Source organism: Allobosea sp. RCC_152_1 (assembly GCF_041360765.1).
Taxonomy (GTDB): domain Bacteria; phylum Pseudomonadota; class Alphaproteobacteria; order Rhizobiales; family Beijerinckiaceae; genus Allobosea; species Allobosea spartocytisi.
On record NZ_JBFUPU010000001.1, the window covers coordinates 100,402 to 117,208 of the forward strand.

Annotated in this window: 16 protein-coding genes; 10 read left to right on the forward strand and 6 right to left on the reverse strand. The window is 67.0% G+C overall.

Features of this window, described 5'->3' with window-relative positions; genetic code table 11:
• Positions 1 to 45: 45 nt before the first annotated feature.
• The 8 genes from AB6806_RS00470 to AB6806_RS00505 all read left to right on the forward strand — a co-directional run bounded on the left by AB6806_RS00470 (position 46) and on the right by AB6806_RS00505 (position 6,859).
• Positions 46 to 987, forward strand: coding sequence for an ABC transporter permease (locus AB6806_RS00470; protein WP_038361273.1), 942 nt, complete (start codon positions 46 to 48; stop codon positions 985 to 987).
• A complete protein-coding gene (locus AB6806_RS00475; protein ID WP_038361276.1) occupies positions 984 to 1,895 on the forward strand; it encodes an ABC transporter permease in 912 nt (303 codons plus the stop codon). The genes AB6806_RS00470 and AB6806_RS00475 overlap by 4 nt, the downstream gene beginning before the upstream one ends.
• Before the next feature lie 105 nt (positions 1,896 to 2,000).
• Complete coding sequence (locus tag AB6806_RS00480; protein WP_370953894.1) at positions 2,001 to 2,942, forward strand: N-carbamoyl-D-amino-acid hydrolase; 942 nt, start codon at positions 2,001 to 2,003, stop codon at positions 2,940 to 2,942.
• A gap of 5 nt (positions 2,943 to 2,947) precedes the next feature.
• A complete protein-coding gene (locus tag AB6806_RS00485) occupies positions 2,948 to 3,520 on the forward strand; it encodes a hypothetical protein (protein ID WP_370953895.1) in 573 nt (190 codons plus the stop codon).
• Between the two features lie 46 nt (positions 3,521 to 3,566).
• The gene (locus AB6806_RS00490; protein ID WP_142020243.1) at positions 3,567 to 4,730 is read left to right on the forward strand and encodes an amidohydrolase/deacetylase family metallohydrolase; all 1,164 of its coding nucleotides are present in this window, start codon (positions 3,567 to 3,569) and stop codon (positions 4,728 to 4,730) included.
• A gap of 5 nt (positions 4,731 to 4,735) precedes the next feature.
• On the forward strand, positions 4,736 to 5,245 hold the full coding sequence (locus AB6806_RS00495) for a GNAT family N-acetyltransferase (protein ID WP_370953896.1): 510 nt from the start codon (positions 4,736 to 4,738) through the stop codon (positions 5,243 to 5,245).
• A 37-nt stretch (positions 5,246 to 5,282) separates the two neighbouring features.
• On the forward strand, positions 5,283 to 5,741 hold the full coding sequence (locus AB6806_RS00500; RefSeq protein ID WP_038361290.1) for a RidA family protein: 459 nt from the start codon (positions 5,283 to 5,285) through the stop codon (positions 5,739 to 5,741).
• Positions 5,738 to 6,859, forward strand: coding sequence for an alanine racemase (locus AB6806_RS00505; RefSeq protein WP_142020244.1), 1,122 nt, complete (start codon positions 5,738 to 5,740; stop codon positions 6,857 to 6,859). The genes AB6806_RS00500 and AB6806_RS00505 overlap by 4 nt, the downstream gene beginning before the upstream one ends.
• A 63-nt stretch (positions 6,860 to 6,922) precedes the next feature.
• Here AB6806_RS00505 and AB6806_RS00510 read toward each other — a convergent pair whose 3' ends face one another.
• The 6 genes from AB6806_RS00510 to AB6806_RS00535 form a co-directional block, all read right to left on the reverse strand.
• Entirely contained in the window at positions 6,923 to 7,489 is a 567-nt protein-coding gene (locus AB6806_RS00510; RefSeq protein ID WP_038361293.1) for a DUF2345 domain-containing protein, read from the reverse strand.
• An 82-nt stretch (positions 7,490 to 7,571) separates the two neighbouring features.
• Positions 7,572 to 8,300, reverse strand: coding sequence for a DUF1028 domain-containing protein (locus AB6806_RS00515; protein ID WP_142020245.1), 729 nt, complete (start codon positions 8,298 to 8,300; stop codon positions 7,572 to 7,574).
• 160 nt (positions 8,301 to 8,460) lie between these two features.
• Positions 8,461 to 10,260, reverse strand: coding sequence for a gamma-glutamyltransferase family protein (locus tag AB6806_RS00520; protein ID WP_142020246.1), 1,800 nt, complete (start codon positions 10,258 to 10,260; stop codon positions 8,461 to 8,463).
• 69 nt (positions 10,261 to 10,329) lie between these two features.
• Positions 10,330 to 11,205 carry an ABC transporter permease gene (locus tag AB6806_RS00525; protein WP_142020247.1) on the reverse strand — a complete coding sequence of 292 codons (876 nt, stop codon included), beginning with the start codon at positions 11,203 to 11,205 and terminating at the stop codon, positions 10,330 to 10,332.
• Between the two features lie 8 nt (positions 11,206 to 11,213).
• Positions 11,214 to 12,158, reverse strand: coding sequence for an ABC transporter permease (locus AB6806_RS00530; protein ID WP_038361297.1), 945 nt, complete (start codon positions 12,156 to 12,158; stop codon positions 11,214 to 11,216).
• A gap of 145 nt (positions 12,159 to 12,303) precedes the next feature.
• Positions 12,304 to 13,821 carry an ABC transporter substrate-binding protein gene (locus tag AB6806_RS00535; protein ID WP_112763374.1) on the reverse strand — a complete coding sequence of 506 codons (1,518 nt, stop codon included), beginning with the start codon at positions 13,819 to 13,821 and terminating at the stop codon, positions 12,304 to 12,306.
• A gap of 280 nt (positions 13,822 to 14,101) precedes the next feature.
• Between AB6806_RS00535 and otnK the strand changes: the two genes are divergently transcribed.
• Both otnK and AB6806_RS00545 read left to right on the forward strand, forming a co-directional pair.
• A complete protein-coding gene (gene otnK / locus AB6806_RS00540) occupies positions 14,102 to 15,367 on the forward strand; it encodes a 3-oxo-tetronate kinase (protein WP_142020248.1) in 1,266 nt (421 codons plus the stop codon).
• 72 nt (positions 15,368 to 15,439) lie between these two features.
• Positions 15,440 to 16,774, forward strand: a complete 1,335-nt coding sequence (locus AB6806_RS00545) for a malonyl-CoA decarboxylase (RefSeq protein WP_142020249.1) — start codon at positions 15,440 to 15,442, stop codon at positions 16,772 to 16,774.
• The last annotated feature ends 33 nt before the right edge of the window (positions 16,775 to 16,807 follow it).

Genomic DNA, 16,807 nt, shown 5'->3' on the forward strand with positions numbered 1-16,807 from the left:
CGGCCGTGGCCCCTGGTCAGACTTGAACGAGGTTCGGACAGCCCCATGCTTGCATTCGTCGTCAGACGCATCGTCGCGACCATCCCGGTGATGGCGTTCGTTGCGCTGTTCGTGTTTTCGTTGCTGTACATCGCGCCGGGCGATCCGGCGGCGATCATCGCTGGTGACCAGGCCTCGCCGGCCGATGTCGAGCGCATCCGCGCCAGCCTGGGGCTCGACCGGCCCTATCTGGTCCGTTTCGGCGAATGGTCGTGGCGGGTCGTGCAAGGCGATCTCGGCACCTCGATCTTCACCAACCTGCCGGTGACGCAGCTCATCGCCCAGCGCGTCGAGCCGACGCTCTCGCTGATGGTGCTGACGCTGATCTTCGCAGTGGTGATCGCGGTTCCGATGGGCGTGATCGCCGCCTGGAAGGCCGGCACCTGGATCGACAAGGGCGCGATGGCCTTCGCCGTCCTGAGTTTCTCGGTGCCCGTCTTCGTCGTCGGCTATCTGCTCGCCTGGATCTTCGCGCTGAAGCTCGACTGGCTGCCGGTGCAGGGCTACACGCCGCTCTCGCAGGGCGTCTGGCCCTGGCTCAAGAACCTGATCCTGCCGGCGGTGACGCTCGGGCTGGTCTATATCGCGCTGATCGCGCGCATCACCCGCGCCACCATGCTGGAGGTGCTGCAGCAGGACTATGTCCGCACCGCCAACGCCAAGGGCGTGGCGCAGAAGGACGTGCTCTTCCTGCACTCGCTCAAGAACGCGGCGGTGCCGATCGTCACCGTCATCGGCATCGGCATCGCGCTGCTGATCGGCGGCGCCGTCGTCACCGAGAGCGTCTTCGCCATTCCCGGTCTCGGCCGGCTCACCGTCGATGCCATCCTGCGGCGCGACTACCCCGTCATCCAGGGCGTCGTGTTGATGTTCAGCCTGGTCTACGTGCTCGTGAACCTGCTGATCGACCTGACCTACACCCTCGTCGACCCGAGGATCCGCTATTGACCTTGCAGCATCCCATTCCGGCGAACGGTATCGCCGCCCCCGCAGCCCCGGCGAAGCCCGCCGGGCCCGGCAAGCTCGTCCGCTTCGGGCGCTATCTGCGCCGCCACCCCTCGGTCGCGATCGGCGGCGGGCTCCTCGTCCTCATGGCGCTCATCGGCCTGTTCGCGCCGCTGCTCGGCACCGTCGACCCGACGGCGATCTCGCCCAGCCGGCGCACGCGCGTGCCCTCGGAGCTCTACTGGTTCGGCACCGACATGCTCGGCCGCGACATCTATTCGCGCGTCATCTACGGCGCGCGCGTCTCGCTGCTCGTCGGCTTCAGCGTGGCGATCCTGGCCTCGGTCGCCGGGCTCGCCATTGGCCTCTTTGCGGGCTTCATGCGTTGGGCCGACGGCATCGTCATGCGCATCATCGACGGCTGGATGTCGATCCCGCCGATCCTGCTCGCCATCGCGCTGATGGCGCTGACGCGCGGCTCGATCGGCAACGTCATCCTAGCCATCACCGTCGCCGAGATTCCGCGCGTCGCCCGGCTGGTCCGCGGCGTGGTGCTGTCCTTGCGCGAGCAGCCCTATGTCGAGGCGGCGGTGGCCAACGGCGCGCGCGCGCCGCGCATCATCATCAAGCACATCCTGCCCAATACCTTCGCACCGATGAGCGTGCAGGCGACCTATATCTGCGCCAGCGCCATGATCGTCGAGGCCATCCTCTCCTTCATCGGCGCGGGCGTGCCGCCCTCGACCCCGTCCTGGGGAAACATCATGGCCGAGGGCAGGGCGCTCTGGCAGGTCAGGCCGCACATCATCCTGTTCCCGGCCGTCTTCCTCTCGATCACCGTGCTCGCGGTGAACATGCTCGGCGACGGCCTGCGCGACTCGCTCGATCCGCGCATCGCCAAGCGGCTCTGAAGCGGTAGCCCTGCCGCTGAAGCAACCCCCGCCAACCACTGCCGGCGCTTGACGCGCCGGCAGTGGTTTTCGAGCCTGTCACCCCATTATCCGGAGCCTTCCGCCGTGAGCCGAATCCTGACCGTCGCCGCAGCCCAGCTCGGCCCGATCCAGCGCGACGAAAGCCGGGCTTCGGCCGTCGCCCGGATGATCGCGCTGATGCGGCAGGCGAAGGAGCACGGCGTCGATCTTGTCGTCTATCCGGAGGCCGCGCTCACCGCCTTCTTCCCGCATTGGTGGATGGAGGACGAGGACGAGATCGACAGCTATTTCGAGACGGCGATGCCCTCGAACGAAACGGCGCCATTGTTCGAGGAAAGCAAGCGCCTCGGCATCGGCTTCCGTCTCGGCTATTGCGAGCTCGCCCATGAGGAAGGGCGCAAGCGCCGCTTCAACACCGCGATCCTCGTCGACAAGACTGGCACCATCGTCGGCAAGTACCGCAAGATCCATCTGCCCGGCCACCCGGAGCATCGGCCCGACGCGCCGTATCAGAATCTCGAGAAGCGCTATTTCGAGACCGGCAATCTCGGCTGGCCGGTCTGGCGGACGATGGACGCCCATATCGGCATGATGATCTGCAATGACCGGCGCTGGCCCGAGAGCTACCGCGTCATGGGTTTGCAGGACGTGGAGCTGATCGTGCTCGGCTACAACACGCCCAAGCACAACCCGCCCGCACCCGACCATGACCGCCTTGGAAACTTCCACAACCAGCTCGTGATGCAGGCCGGCGCCTATCAGAACGCCAGCTGGGTCGTCGGCGTCGCCAAGGCGGGGCCGGAGGCCGGTGTCGACCAGATCGGCGGCTCCTGCATCATCGCCCCGACCGGCGAGGTCGTGGCGCAGGCCGTGACGGAAGGCGACGAACTCGTCATCGCCCGTTGCGACATGGATCTCGGCAAGAGCTACAAGGCCTCGACCTTCAACTTCGCGAAGCATCGCGAGCCGCAGGCTTACGGCATGATCGTCGAGCGCAAGGGGGCCGGGCCTTTGCTGAGAGGATAGAGCCCGTGTCGCCCGACCCGTTGAACCGGGATTGTTTTTCCCCACCCAAGCTTTCCGCCTATGAGCAGGCGGCGCGCGGCTTCTCCGCGCAGGGCCAGAACGGCGGCATGTCGCATGTCCAGCGCGTCCATCTGAGCGTCGGCCAGAATTATTACCGCTTCTGCGATGCGGCCCGCTTCGCCAGCGATCCGCTGCGCGCCGCTGCCGGCGGCTGGTGGGCGGATCTCGAGGTCTTCAGCAAGGTCAGGAGCGTGGCGGGCCGCTCGGCGACCATGGCGCGCTATGCCCAGGGCCTGGGCGAGGCCACGCTGAGCTACGCCGCCAAGCTCTATTTCGCGATTCCCTATGAATGGGGCGATTGCGGCGTCATCGTCGTCGCAAGGCTCACCGACCGGATCGACGCCTTTCGCGGCCGCGGCCTGACCGCCTATCTCGGCGGTGCCGACGTCCGCGATGGCGGTGCGAAATACACGCCGATCCAGGACCCGACGATTTCGCAACTCTTCATTCCCGAATTGCATCTGTATTTCGGGCGCGCCTTCTCTATCGTCCGGCAGGGGCCGGCCTCCACCTTCTGAACGGCGTCGCCATCGCCTTTGCTCAATGGCCTGCGGAGTAGTTTCGATGACCCACGACATTATCCTCAAAGGCGGCCGGGTCATCGACCCCTCGCAGAAGCATGACGGCATCCTCGACGTCGCCTTCACGGACGGCAAGGTCTCCGGCTTCGGCAAGGATCTGAAGGGGGCGAAGGAGATCCGCGACGTCTCCGGCTACATCGTCACGCCCGGCCTGATCGACCTGCACACCCATGTCTATTGGGGCGGCACCTCGCTCGGCATCGACGCCGACGAGTTCTGCCGCCTGTCGGGCGTCACCACCTCGGTCGACACTGGCTCGGCCGGCCCCGGCAACTGGGCGGGCTTCCGCAAGCATGTCATCGAGCCGAGCCAGGCGCGCATCCTCGCCTATCTCCACGTCTCGCATGCCGGCATCTACGGCTTCGATCATCGCGTCATGGTCGGCGAGAGCGGCGACATGCGCATGATGAACCCGATCGACTGCGCCGAGGTCGCCGACAAGAACCGCGACTACATCGTCGGCATCAAGGTCCGCGTCGGCCTGCATGCCTCGGGCGACCAGGGCACCAAGCCGCTCAACATCGCGCTGCAGGTGGCCGAAGAGGTCGGCATGCCGCTGATGTGCCATATCGACCATCCGCCGCCATCCTATGAGGAAGTCCTTGCCATGCTCAGGCCGGGCGACGTGCTCACCCACGCTTTCAGGCCCTTCCCGAACGCCCCCTGCACGGCGCAGGGCACGGTGAAGCCGGAGGTGGTGGCCGCCCGCAAGCGCGGCGTGATCTTCGATATCGGCCACGGCAAGGGCTCGTTCTCCTTCAAGACGACGCGCGCCATGCTCGCCAACGGCTTCGAGCCGGACGTGATCTCGTCGGACGTTCACAAGCTCTGCATCGACGGCCCGGCCTTCGACCAGGTCACTACCATGTCGAAATTCCTCTGCATGGGCATGAGCCTGAACAATGTCGTCGCGGCCTCGACGGTGAACGCCGCCATGGCGCTGAAGCGCCCGGAATACGGCTCGCTCAAGGTCGGCTCGCTCGGCGACGCGACCATCCTGACGATCAAGGAAGGCAAGTTCGACTATGTCGACGTGGTCGGCGAGCATCTGATCGGCGACAGGAAGTTCGTCTCCGAGGGCGTCGTGCTCAAGGGCAAGTGGTGGCACCCGAAGCGGACCAGCAAGTTCCCGAAGGTCGCGGCGTAACTTTCATGTCACGCGAAACGGGCTGGCGCCGCATGGCGCCTGCCGATCTGCCGGCCGTGATGCGGATCGCGGCGGTCGTCCACGCGGCTTATCCCGAGGACGAAGCCGTCTTCGCCGAGCGGTTGCGGCTTGCCGGCGAAGGCTGCCATGTCCTGGAGGGCGAGGGCGGGGCGCTGCTCGGCTATCTGGTCAGCCATCCCTGGCCGGCCGGCGAGATCCCTGCGCTCAACTCCCGGCTTGGCGCCGTTCCGGACGGTCAGGCGAACTGGTATCTGCACGATCTCGCTGTGCTGCCCGAAGGACGCGGAGCGGGGGCTGGCGGCCGGATCGTCGCGGAGCTCGCCCGCCGGCTCGGGCAGGCCGGCTACCGAAGCCTCTCGCTGGTGGCGGTGAACGGCTCTACAAGCTTCTGGCGGCGTCAGGGATTTGCCGTTGTCGAAGAGCCCGCGCTGGCCGGGAAGCTGGCGACTTACGATGAAGCGGCCTGCTATATGCGCCGCGACCTGAAGGACTGACGCGACAGGCGTCGGAAGGACTGAGGAGAAAGATGCCATGAGCGCCGATGACAGGCTGAAGGAACTGGGGCTGACCCTGCCGGAGGTGCCGACGCCGGTCGCGACCTATGTCAGCTTCAAGCAGGTCGGCGACATGATCTATCTCTCCGGTCAGGGTCCCAAGCGCGCCGACGGCACCTATCCGACCGGCAAGGTCGGCGCCGACGTCACGATCGAGCAGGCCTATGAGCATGCCAAGCAGACCGGCCTCGGCCTGCTCGCGGCGATGAAGAAGGCGGCGGGCTCCCTCGACAAGGTCGAGATCGTCAAGCTGCTCGGCATGGTCAATGCAGCGCCGGATTTCTCGGATCATCCCAAGGTCATCAATGGCTGCTCCGACCTGTTCGTCGCCGTACTCGGCGACCGGGGCCGCCACGCCCGCTCGGCCGTCGGCATGGGCTCGCTGCCGAACCGGATGACCGTCGAGATCGAGGTTATCGTCAAGGTGCATCCATGAGCGTGACCGCGACCACCTCCAGGGCCGTCGAGCAGCCGGCCGCGACCCCTCTTGCGGCCGAGATCGCCCGCATTTACGGCACCCCTGCCGTCGTGATCGACCTCGACAAGGTCGATGCCAACATCGCCCGTCTCCAGGCCGCCTGTGATGCGGCCGGCGTCGCCAACCGCCCGCATATCAAAACGCATAAATCGCCCGAGCTGGCCCGGCTCCAGGTCGAGGCCGGCGCGCGCGGTATCACCTGCCAGAAGCTCGGCGAGGCCGAGGTGATGGCCGATGGCGGCATCGACGACATCCTGATCAGCTACAACATCCTCGGCGAGGAGAAGCTGGGCCGCCTCGGCGCCCTGCAGCGCCGCGTCCGGATGATCGTCGCCGCCGACAACCCCGTCACCATCTCTGGCCTGCCGCGCGCGGGCGAGATCGCGGGTCGTGATCTGGAAGTCGTCATCGAATGCGACACCGGCCGCAAGCGCGCCGGCGTCGAGACCCCGAACGAGGCGGTCGAGTTGGCGAAGATGGTCGCGGCGTCGCCCGGCCTGCGCTTCGCCGGCTTCCTGATGTACCCGCCGGAGGATGGCTGGGAGCGCACGCAGGTTTTCCTCGACACCGCCAATGCCGGCCTGCGCGATGCCGGCCTCAAGGCCGATATCGTCTCGACCGGCGGCTCGCCCAACATCCCCAACATGGGCAAGCTCAAGGGCGCGACCGAGCATCGCTCGGGCACCTCGATCTTCAACGACCGCATGCAGATGGCGGCCGGGGTCGCGACCCTCGATGATTGCGCGCTGACCGTCTACGCCACGGTGGTGAGCCGGGCGGCGCCCGAGCGCGGCATCCTCGATTCCGGCTCGAAGACGCTGACCAGCGACAAGGGCGGCCTCGACGGCCACGGGCTGATCCTCGAATATCCTCGCGCGAAGATTGCGCAATTCGCCGAGGAGCACGGTTTCCTCGATCTCTCCGGCACGAACGAGCGTCCCGTCGTCGGCGAGGTCGTGCGTGTCGTGCCGAACCATGTCTGCGTCGTCGTCAACATGGTCGACCGCCTCATCACGGTGCGCGGCGACAAGCTGATCGGGGAACTGCCGGTCGCGGCGCGCGGGAAGCTGACCTGACTGAAGCGCATCCGCATTTTCTTCAAGTGAAGCGGCGGCCGCTTCGCTTGAACATGCTCAGGCTCAATTCTGCAGGATCTTCGATCCTTTGATCGTGACATGGCCGGACGCCTTGGCTTCGAGGTGTCCGGAGGCCTTGAGCGTGACGTCCCGTCCGTGAAGCTCGACGCTGCCGTCCTTCTTCAGATCCAGCCTGGCATCGCCGCTTTTCAGCACCATCGCGTTGGCGCTTTCGACCAGAAGCGTCTTGCTGACCGCGACCGTCATCTCCTTGCCGGAGGTGACGGCAAGGCTCTGTCCGCTATCGATCTTGCAGCCCACGGCCGCGGTGACGTTGAAGCTCCGTGTTTCGAACGAGGCTTCATGGCCGCTGCTGATGCGCAGACGGTTGCCGACAACGAGGCTGGCATTGGCGCCTGCGATCACGGCAAGGTTGGCGCCTGCGGTCAGCGTCATCGCGCTGCCGGCCGTGAGCGAGATCCCGAGCCCGCAATTGACGGTCAGAGAGCCCGGCGCGTTGATGACGACATTGCCGCCCCGGTCTGCCGAAATCGCCTGCAGCAAGGCTGCGACCTGCGTCTCCAGCGTGGCGATGCGCTTCTGGAGGGCTTCGTTGTCCCGATCGGCCATCGCATTCCCCGCTTATTGGATGACAGGGTGACGAAACGTCACCTTATCACGCGACAGGCTTGGCGAGAATGCGCTCCGCGGCTCAGCTCTCCGGATGCCGCGCGTTCCAGTTCGCCGCGTATTCCGCGCAGAGCCGGTCGAGTTCGGCCCTGTCGGTGACGCCGGCAGGGCGGCTGCGCGAGGGCGAGGCCTGCTGGAACGGCACGGAGCGCTGATGCGCCACCCGCCAGAGCCGACGCAGCTCCGCCAGCGGATCGGGATGATCGTCGACGCGGATGTCGAAGCTCGGCACCGGCTCGCCGTTCCAGATGCGGATGGCGGCTGATTGCCGGCCGCGCTTGTCGCCGCCGGCCTTCTCGCCGGCTTCGAGCGCGACCAGGAGCCGTTCGTCGAAATCGAGGCCGGATGCCGCGATATAGGCCTTCAGCGTCTGCTGCACGACCTCCGGCCCCGCCAGCATGTTGCCGGCGACCGAGACCTGCGGCCCGTCCACCGCACCGCACCAGTCGATGCAGGCCGCGCCTGTGTGAGCGGCGATCTTGCCGTCGCGGTCGATGACATGGAGCTGGCGATGGGCACGGCCCTCATCGGCCGCCGTCAGCGTCGCGACGATCTCGAGAGCCGAGCGACCTTCCTGCAGCAGCTTCAACCCGTCGACGCCATAGAGCGGATTGACGAAGGCCTGCGTCGCGATGGCGCCGATCCGGCCGCCGCCATAGGGCACGCGCGCGCCGACGGCGAAGGCGCAGGTCGAGACGGCGACGCCATAGGCGCCCGTGGCGGCGTCGCGGGCGACGATGGACCAGGTCATATGCGGTTCCTCGTTATCCGGTCGATCTCAGTCTTCCCCGTCATCCCGGACAAGCGGCGAAGCCGCACCGATCCGGGATCCATCGAAGGGCGAGGCGCTCTACGATGGCTTCCGGGTCTGCGCTTCGCTTCGCCCGGAATGACGGCAAAACCGGCAGAGCTTACCGCCCCGCGGCATAGGCCTGCATCAGACGCGGCGTCGCGGCGGCGCGCAAGAGGCCGTCATCGCCCGTCTCCGCCGCCGTCAGGCGCCCGACCGTCCAGGCCGGGGCGCGCTCGAGCCTGTGGCCGCGCCGCTCCAGCTCCGCCAAGGCCGCCGCGCCGATGCTCTCCTCGATCATCAGATGTCCCGGCCGCGAGGTCCGGGGATAGAAGGAGGAGGGGAAATGCTGGGTGTGGAACAGCGGCAGGTCGATGGCTTCCTGCAGGTTGAGCCCGTGATGGACCCGGCGCAGGAAGAGGCCGAGCTGCCATTGCTCCTGCTGGTCGCCGCCCGGCGTGCCGAAGGCGAGGCGCGGCCGGCCATTCTCGAAGGCAATGGTCGGCGTCAGTGTCGTGCGCGGCCGCTTGCCCGGCGCGAGCGAGGCCGGCAGGCCCTCTTCCAGCCAGAACATCTGCGCCCGCGAATTGAGCGGGAAGCCGAGCTCCGGGATGACCGGCGAGGATTGCAGCCAGCCGCCGGACGGCGTCGCCGCGATCATGTTGCCCCATTTGTCGATGACGTCGATATGGACGGTGTCGCCCTTGCGCCCGGCCGCGACCATCGAGGCCATGGTCGGCTCGCCGACGCTGGCGCCGCCCTGGGTCGGCTGGGCGATGGCGCCGAGCGCCTTCAGCGCATGCGCGACCTGCGCCTCGTAGCCGGGCACGATGCCGGGGCGCAGCTCCAGCGAGGCCTGCTTGCCGATGAGGCCGCGCCGGCCGGCGGCGTAATCCTCCGAGAGCAGCGTCGCGAGCGGCACCGTCACGAAATCCGGGTCGCCGTAATAGGCCTCGCGATCGGCGAAAGCGAGCTTCATCGCCTCGACGACATGATGCACGAAGTCGGGGCTCGCCGGACCCATTCCCGCAAGGTCGACGCCCTCCAGGATCTTGAGCGTCTGCAGGAAGGCCGGACCCTGGCCCCAGGGGCCGATCTTGAAGACCTCCCAGTCGTGATAGGTCACGGAGGCCGGCGTCTCGTAAGTCGGCTGCCAGCTCGCCATGTCGTCGGCGGTGAGCAGGCCCTTGTTGCGCCGGCCGGAGGAATCCATCACCTCCTGCGTGCGGCAGAAACGGTCCATCGCCTCGGCGACGAAGCCCTTGTACCAGGAATCATAGGCGGCCTGGATCTGCTCCTGCCGGTCGGAGCCTGCGGCCTCCGCCTCGTCGAGGATGCGCCTGTAGGTCGCGGCGGCGGCCTTGTTGGCGAAGAGCTTGCGCGCCTCCGGCACGTTGCCGCCGGGGAGATAGACCGCGCCGGACGTCGGCCACTCGCCGGTGAAGAGATCGGTAAGCTCCCGGATCGAATCCGAGACGCGCGGCAGCATCGGGTGGCCGTTCTCGAAATAGCCGATGGCCGGTTCCAGCACCTCGCGCAGCTTGAGCCGGCCATGGTCGCGCAGCAGCGTCATCCAGCCGCCGAAGGCGCCCGGCACGACGGTCGCGAGCAGGCCGGAGCCGGGGATCATATCGAGGCCGAGTGCCTTGTAGGCCGCGATGGTTGCCGCCTGCGGGGCGGGTCCCTGCGCGCAGAGCGTCTCGACCTTCTTCGTCTCGGCCGAATAGAACACGGCCGGCATGTCGCCGGCCGGGCCGACGAGATGCGGCTCCACCACTTGCAGCACGAAGGCGGCGGCGGCGCAGGCGTCGAAGGCGTTGCCGCCCTTCTCCAGCATCGCCATGCCCGACGCGGTCGCGAGCCAATGCGTCGAGGTGACGACACCGAAGGTGCCGAGGATTTCGGGGCGGGTGGTGAACATGGGTGTATCCAGTCGTGGAAAGTGGTCGGTGCGGTGTCAGCGGCGAGGGCCGGGCGTGGCTGGCGTCATCTAATTCTCTCTGGGATCGAGCGCGTCGCGCAAGCCGTCACCGAGCAGGTTGAAGCCGAGCACCGCCAGGAAGATGCAGATGCCCGGCGCCACCGACATCCAGGGCGCCTGCTCCATGAAGTTCTTGGCGACGTTGAGCATCTGCCCCCAGGAGGGTGATGGCGGCTGCTGGCCGAGCCCCAGGAAGGAGAGGGCGGCTTCGAGGATGATCGCCTGCGCCATGAACAGCGTCGATTGCACGATGATCGGCGAAAGCGTGTTCGGCAGCACATGGCGGAACATCAGCCGCAGGTCGCGCGCGCCGACGGCCCGTGCGCCCTCGACGAAATCCTCGGCCTTCACGCTCATCACCTGCCCGCGCACCAGCCGGATGAAGATCGGCACGGCCGACAGGCCGATCGCGATCATCGCATTGGTCAGCGAGGGGCCGAGCACCGCCGCAAACGCGATGGCCAGGATCAGAAAGGGGCAGGCGAGCAGGGCTTCGGTGACGCGCGAGATCACGATGTCGATCCAGCCGCCATACCAGCCGGCGATGAGCCCGAAGGGCAGGCCGATGGCGACCGCGATCAGAACCGAGACGATGCCGGCGAGCAGCGAGGCGCGCGCCCCGAAGAACAGCCGCGCCACCTGATCGCGCCCGAGCTCGTCGGTGCCGAACCAGTAGAGCTCCGAAGGCGGCTTGCGGATGGCGAGGAAGTTCGACTTGAACGGGTCCGCCAGCGGCAGCACCGGCGCCAGCACCGCCAGCAGCAAGAAGAGGAGCACGAGCCCGCCGCCGATCAGCGCCGAGGGATTGTGGAGGAGCCGGGCCAGCACGCCCGGCCGCGCCTTCAGCCCGCTCGCCGTGCCTGCGCCCGAGGAGATGGAATCCATCGATGCCATCAGGCCGCCCTCAGCCGCGGATTGACGAGGATGTAGAGGATGTCCGCCAGCAGGTTCATCAGGATGAATCCGATGGCGGTGCACAGCACCACGCCCTGCACCACGCCATAGTCGCGGTTGAACACGGCATCGACGATGAGCTTGCCGAAGCCGGGAATGGTGAAGACCTGCTCGGTCAGCACCGCGCCGGCCAGCAACTCGCCGAAGAGCAGCGTCGTCAGTGTGATGATCGGTACCAGCGCGTTGCGCAGCGCATGGCGATGCACGACCGTGTCCTCGTCCAGCCCCTTGGCGCGGGCCGTGCGGACATAGTCGGAGCGCAGCACCTCCAGCATGGCCGAACGGGTATGGCGCATCAGGAAGGCGGCGAGCCCGTTGCCGAGCACGAAGGCCGGCATGATCAGGCGCTGGATCGCCTCCCAGGGGTGGACGAAGATCGATTCGTAGCCTGAGGCCGGCAGCCACTTCAGATAGACCGAGACCAGCAGGATCAGCATGATGCCGAGCCAGAAATTCGGGATCGACAGCCCCGACAGCGCGACGGCGCTAGCCGAATAGTCGACGATGGTGCCCTTGCGCCGCGCCGCCAGGATGCCGATGGGGATGCCGATCGCGATTGCCACCAGGATCGCGGCGGTGGCGAGCTGGATCGTCACCGGCAGCTTCTGCAGGATGAGGCCGAGCACGGGCTCCCCGGTGCGCAGCGAACGGCCGAAATCGCCCTGGACCACCTGCCCGAGCCAGGCGAAGAACTGCACGAAGACCGGGTCGTTCATCCGGTAGATCTCGCGCAGCCTGGCGATGGCCTCGGGGTCGCGCTCCTCGCCGGCGAGGACGAGGAAGGGGTCGCCCGGCAGCGCGCGCTGCAGGGCGAAGACGAAGACCGACACCAGGAACAGCGTCGGGATCGCGATCAGGATGCGTCGCAGGATGAGCGTCAGCATGGCGCACTCGAAACCGCTTTGTCATTCCGGATGCAGCGAAGCGGAATTCCGGGGTCCATCATAGGGAACTGCGCTCTACGATGGATCCCGGGTCGACCCTCGGCCGCCCGGGACGATGGCGCCGTGGTCGGCGCGAGGGAAGGGCTCACGAGCGCTTCAACCCTGCCAGCCGGATCAGCCCGTCCGGGTTGATGACGAAGCCGTCGATGTTCTTGCGCAGCGCGAAGAAGACCGTCTGATTGTAGAGATAGATGATCGGCAATTCGTCGTTCAGGATCTTCTGGGCGGCATCATAGAGCTTCTTGCGTTCGGCCGGATCGTAGACGGTCCGCGCCTGGTTGAGCAGGCGATCGACCTCGGGGTTGGAGTATTTGCCGTCGTTCTGCCCGCCGCCCGTGGTGACGAAGGGGTGGATGTTGCCATCGGGGTCGATGCGGCCCGACCAGCCGATGCGGCTCATCTGGAACTTGCCCTGCTGCTGGTCGCGGAGCTGGCTGGCGAACTCGGTCGCGCGGAGCTGGACATCGATGCCGGCTTCCTGCGCCATCGCCTGAATCACCTGGCCGATTTGGGTATCGACGGGGTTGTTGGTGACGAAGAGCTCGGCGGTGACCTTCGGCTGCCCGGCTTCCTTCAGCAGCGCCTTGGCCTTGGCGACATCGCGCTCCGGCACGGGGAAGTCGCCGCTAACGTAGAAATTGCCGGGGTTGAAGGGCTGGTTCATCGGCTCGTAGAGCCCCTCGAACACCACCTGGCTCAGCACCTTGCGGTCGATGGCGAGCGAGAACGCCTGGCGCACCCGCTTGTCCTGGCCCATCGGCTGCTTCGCGGCATCGCCGTTATTGGTGTTGATGGTGATGCCCTGATAGCCGAGATTGGCGATGCTGGTCACCTTGAGCGAGGCATCGGCCTTGGCCGATTTCACGTCGGTCGGCGCCAGTCGCTCCAGCATGTCGAGCTCGCCCGAGCGCAGATTGGCGAGCCGGACGGTGGTGTCGGGAATCGAGCGGTAGATGATCCGGTCGAAATTGTATTTGTCCGCTTCCCAATGCTCCTTGAACTTCTCCAGCACGATCCGGTCGTTCTGCACGCGCTCGACGAATTTGTAGGGCCCGGAGCAGATCGGCCTGGCGGTGACGTCGCCGGAGAGGCTTTTCGGCGCCAGCATCATGCCGGCACGGTCGGTGAGCTGGGCAAGCAGGGTGGCGTCGGGCCGCTTGAGCTTCAGGACAAGCGTCGCCGGATCAGGCGCCTCGACCTTGTCGACCGAGGCGAGCTCCGATTTGCGCAGCGATTCGGGCAGGGTCATCGCCCGTTCGAGATTGGCCTTGGCGGCCTCGGCGTTGAAGGCTTCGCCGTCATGGAATTTGGCCTCGGTCCGCAGCTTCATCGTCAGCGTCAGCCCGTCGGCCGAGAATTCCCAGGAGGTGGCGAGCCGCGGCACGAGTTTCAGCTCGGGCGTGATGTCGAGCAGCCGGTCGCACAGCCCCATGAAGACGATCCGGCCGACGAAGGTGCGGGCCTTGTGCGGGTCGAGCATGTCCGGGTCTTCCTGAAGCCCGATCCGCAGCGTCGATGGTGTCTGTGCCAGCGCCGGCGACAGGCCGGGCCACGCGGCGAGCGCGAGGGTGGAAGCTGCGGCCAGAACTTTGAGAAGCTTCATGGTTTTCCCCTCTTCGAACGTCGTTTTTCAAGGCGTCTCGGAAAGCGGGCGAGCACTCCGATCCGGCTCCATATCGGCGAACTTGTTCCTTGCGGGACCAAGTTGACTCAGAACCGCGGTGCCGTCGACGCTGCGGCGCACCAATTTCCGGGCGGCGTTGCACGGTTTTTGGGCGGCTCCCGCGGCATGCCGAACACTCGGGCAGGCGATGCGGCGATGACGGTCGCGCTGGCCGTGGGCGCCGGCTAGAAGGACGTAGAAAATCGAGAGGGAGGAAACCGTGCTTCTGGGTGTGATCGCCGACGACATGACGGGCGCGACCGATGTGGCGCTGATGCTGAACCGGGCGGGTATGCGGACCGTGCAGGTCATTGGCGTGCCGGCGGCCGGCGTCGCCTTGCCCGATGCCGATGCGGTGGTGGTCGCGCTGAAATCGCGGACAAATCCGGTGGCGGAGGCGGTCGCCGACTCGCTGGCCGCCTGCGAGGCGCTGCTGGCGGCAGGGGCGCGGCAGATCCTGTTCAAATACTGCTCGACCTTCGATTCCACGGCGGAGGGCAATATCGGCCCGGTTGCGAACGCGCTGATGGAGCGGCTCGGCGCGAAGCTCGCCATCGTCTGCCCGGCCTTTCCGGCCAATGGCCGCTCGATCTATCAAGGCTATCTCTTCGTCGGGGCCGTGCCGCTTCACGAAAGCTCGATGAAGGACCACCCGCTGACGCCGATGCGCGATTCCAACCTGATGCGATTGATGGCGGCGCAGGCGAAAACGGATGTCGGCCTGGTCGACTACGCCACGGTGTTCGCCGGCCCTGCCGCGGTGAAGGCGCGTCTCGCGAAGCTGGAGGTCGATGGCGTTCGCTATGTGGTGACCGACGCCCTCACCAATGAGGATCTGATGACGCTCGGCCATGCCGTCTCCGAGCATGTCTTGCTGACCGGCGGCTCCGGCATCGCCATGGGCCTGCCGCAGAATTTCCGCCGGGCCGGCCTCCTGCCGGAACATCCCGGCCCGCAGGATTTGCAAGCCCCGGCCGGGCGCAGCGGCATCATCTCGGGAAGCTGCTCCACTGCGACGCGCGGGCAGATCAAGGCGGCGCTGGCGGCGGGCTATCCGGCGCTCAAGGTCGATCCGTTCGCACTGGTCGAAGGGCGGCAGGATGCGGCCGGGCTCGCGGCCTGGGCGCTGGCGCAGCCGGCGGACAAGCCCTTCCTGCTCTATTCCAGCGACGACCCGGCCGAAGTCGCGGCGGTTCAGGACAAGCTCGGCCGTGAGAAGGCGGGGGGTGTCGTCGAGGATGCCTTCGCCGAAATCGCGCGGCTATTGTCGAAGGGTGGCGTCACGCGCCTGCTCGTCGCCGGCGGCGAAACCTCCGGCGCCACCGTGCTGGGCCTGGGGATTCGCACGCTGGAGATCGGCCCCGAGATCGACCCCGGCGTGCCCTGGACCCGCGTCGTCGACGGGCCGGCGATGGTCGTCGCGCTCAAATCGGGGAATTTCGGCGCCCCGGACTTCTTCCTGAAGGCCTGGAGCCTGCTGCGCTGAGACGCGGTTTGCGCCGGCGGAAACTCGTATAGGATCGCGGAGCAACCGGTCTTGGCAGTATTGGGAGCCCGCATGGATATGGCGTTTCTCGGCGAACTCCTGACCAACGTCGCCGATCGCGGCCGTGCGCTGATCGGCTTCGAGCGCTTTCTCGGCAAAGGCGCCCGGCCGATCGACCGGCTCTGCGAGGATCTTCTCTCCGGCAAGGGCGAGGCCTCCGGCATGGCGTTCGCGCAGGCCGTGCTCGACGCCTGGCAACGCCTCGACAAGCCCGGTCGTCTCGCCTTCTTCAACCTGCTCGCGGAGCGCTTCGGCCCGGATGCGGAGCGGCTCGACAAGGCCATCGAAACCTATCGCAAAAAGCCGGACGCAGCGGCCGTCTCGGCCCTGCATCTGGCGTCCGAGCCGCGCCGGCAGGAATTGCTGCGCCGCCTCAATCTCGCGCCGGACGGCACCCATGTCCTCGTCCAGATGCGCGAGGCGCTGTTCGAGGCGATGGAGGCGGAGCCTGCGCTCAAGGCCGTCGACGCCGATTTCCGGCACCTTTTCGGCTCCTGGTTCAATCGCGGCTTCCTCGTGCTGCGCCGCATCGACTGGCGTACGCCGGCCAATGTGCTCGAGAAGATCATCCGCTACGAGGCGGTGCACGAGATCCAGGGCTGGGACGATCTGCGTCGGCGCCTCGAACCGGCGGACCGGCGCTGCTTCGCCTTCTTCCATCCGCAACTCGTCGACGAGCCGCTGATCTTCGTCGAGGTCGCGCTGACGACCGAGATTCCGCGCACCATCGGCGAGGTGCTTCAGCCGGAGCGCCAGGTGCTGCCGGCGCAGGAGGCGACGACGGCGGTGTTCTATTCGATCTCGAACTGCCAGGAGGGCCTGCGCGGCATTTCCTTCGGCAATTTCCTGATCAAGCAGGTGGCCGAGGACCTCAAGCGCGAATTGCCGGGGCTTGACACCTTCGTCACGCTCTCGCCGGTGCCGGGCTTCGCCCGCTGGCTTTCCGGCATCGCCGCCGATCCCGGCGCGTTCCATCTCACCAATGAGGAGCGCGCGGAGCTGGGCCGTCCGGCCGGCGAGACCATCTCGCTCGACGACGCGACCAAGGCGCGTCGCGACAAGCTGCTCGGCCAGATGGCGGCGCAATATCTGCTGCGCGCACGGGGGAGCTCGGGGCGCGTCATCGACCCGGTCGCGCGCTTCCATCTCGGCAATGGCGCGCGGCTGGAGCGCGTCAATGTCGGCGGCAATCTCTCGGCGCGGGGCCTGCGCGAGTCGCATGGCGTGATGGTGAATTACCGCTACGACCTCGACGATATCGAGACCAACCACGAGGCCTTCGCCACGCGCGACACGGTCGTGGCCTCCTCCTCGGTGCGCAAGCTGCTGCGCCCGGCCAATCCCTGACAGACCCGACGACGGAAACGCCTGAAAGGACCC

Excerpts from the sequence above, each read along its gene's own strand:
- AB6806_RS00490 (WP_142020243.1), top strand. The coding sequence starts at position 3,567 with ATGACCCACGACATTATCCTCAAAGGCGGCCGGGTCATCGACCCCTCG.
- AB6806_RS00505 (WP_142020244.1), top strand. The coding sequence starts at position 5,738 with ATGAGCGTGACCGCGACCACCTCCAGGGCCGTCGAGCAGCCGGCCGCG.
- AB6806_RS00495 (WP_370953896.1), top strand. The coding sequence starts at position 4,736 with ATGTCACGCGAAACGGGCTGGCGCCGCATGGCGCCTGCCGATCTGCCG.
- AB6806_RS00525 (WP_142020247.1), bottom strand. The coding sequence starts at position 11,205 with ATGGATTCCATCTCCTCGGGCGCAGGCACGGCGAGCGGGCTGAAGGCG.
- AB6806_RS00545 (WP_142020249.1), top strand. The coding sequence starts at position 15,440 with ATGGATATGGCGTTTCTCGGCGAACTCCTGACCAACGTCGCCGATCGC.
- AB6806_RS00530 (WP_038361297.1), bottom strand. The coding sequence starts at position 12,158 with ATGCTGACGCTCATCCTGCGACGCATCCTGATCGCGATCCCGACGCTG.
- AB6806_RS00535 (WP_112763374.1), bottom strand. The coding sequence starts at position 13,821 with ATGAAGCTTCTCAAAGTTCTGGCCGCAGCTTCCACCCTCGCGCTCGCC.
- AB6806_RS00515 (WP_142020245.1), bottom strand. The coding sequence starts at position 8,300 with ATGACCTGGTCCATCGTCGCCCGCGACGCCGCCACGGGCGCCTATGGC.
- AB6806_RS00520 (WP_142020246.1), bottom strand. The coding sequence starts at position 10,260 with ATGTTCACCACCCGCCCCGAAATCCTCGGCACCTTCGGTGTCGTCACC.
- AB6806_RS00510 (WP_038361293.1), bottom strand. The coding sequence starts at position 7,489 with ATGGCCGATCGGGACAACGAAGCCCTCCAGAAGCGCATCGCCACGCTG.
- AB6806_RS00500 (WP_038361290.1), top strand. The coding sequence starts at position 5,283 with ATGAGCGCCGATGACAGGCTGAAGGAACTGGGGCTGACCCTGCCGGAG.
- AB6806_RS00470 (WP_038361273.1), top strand. The coding sequence starts at position 46 with ATGCTTGCATTCGTCGTCAGACGCATCGTCGCGACCATCCCGGTGATG.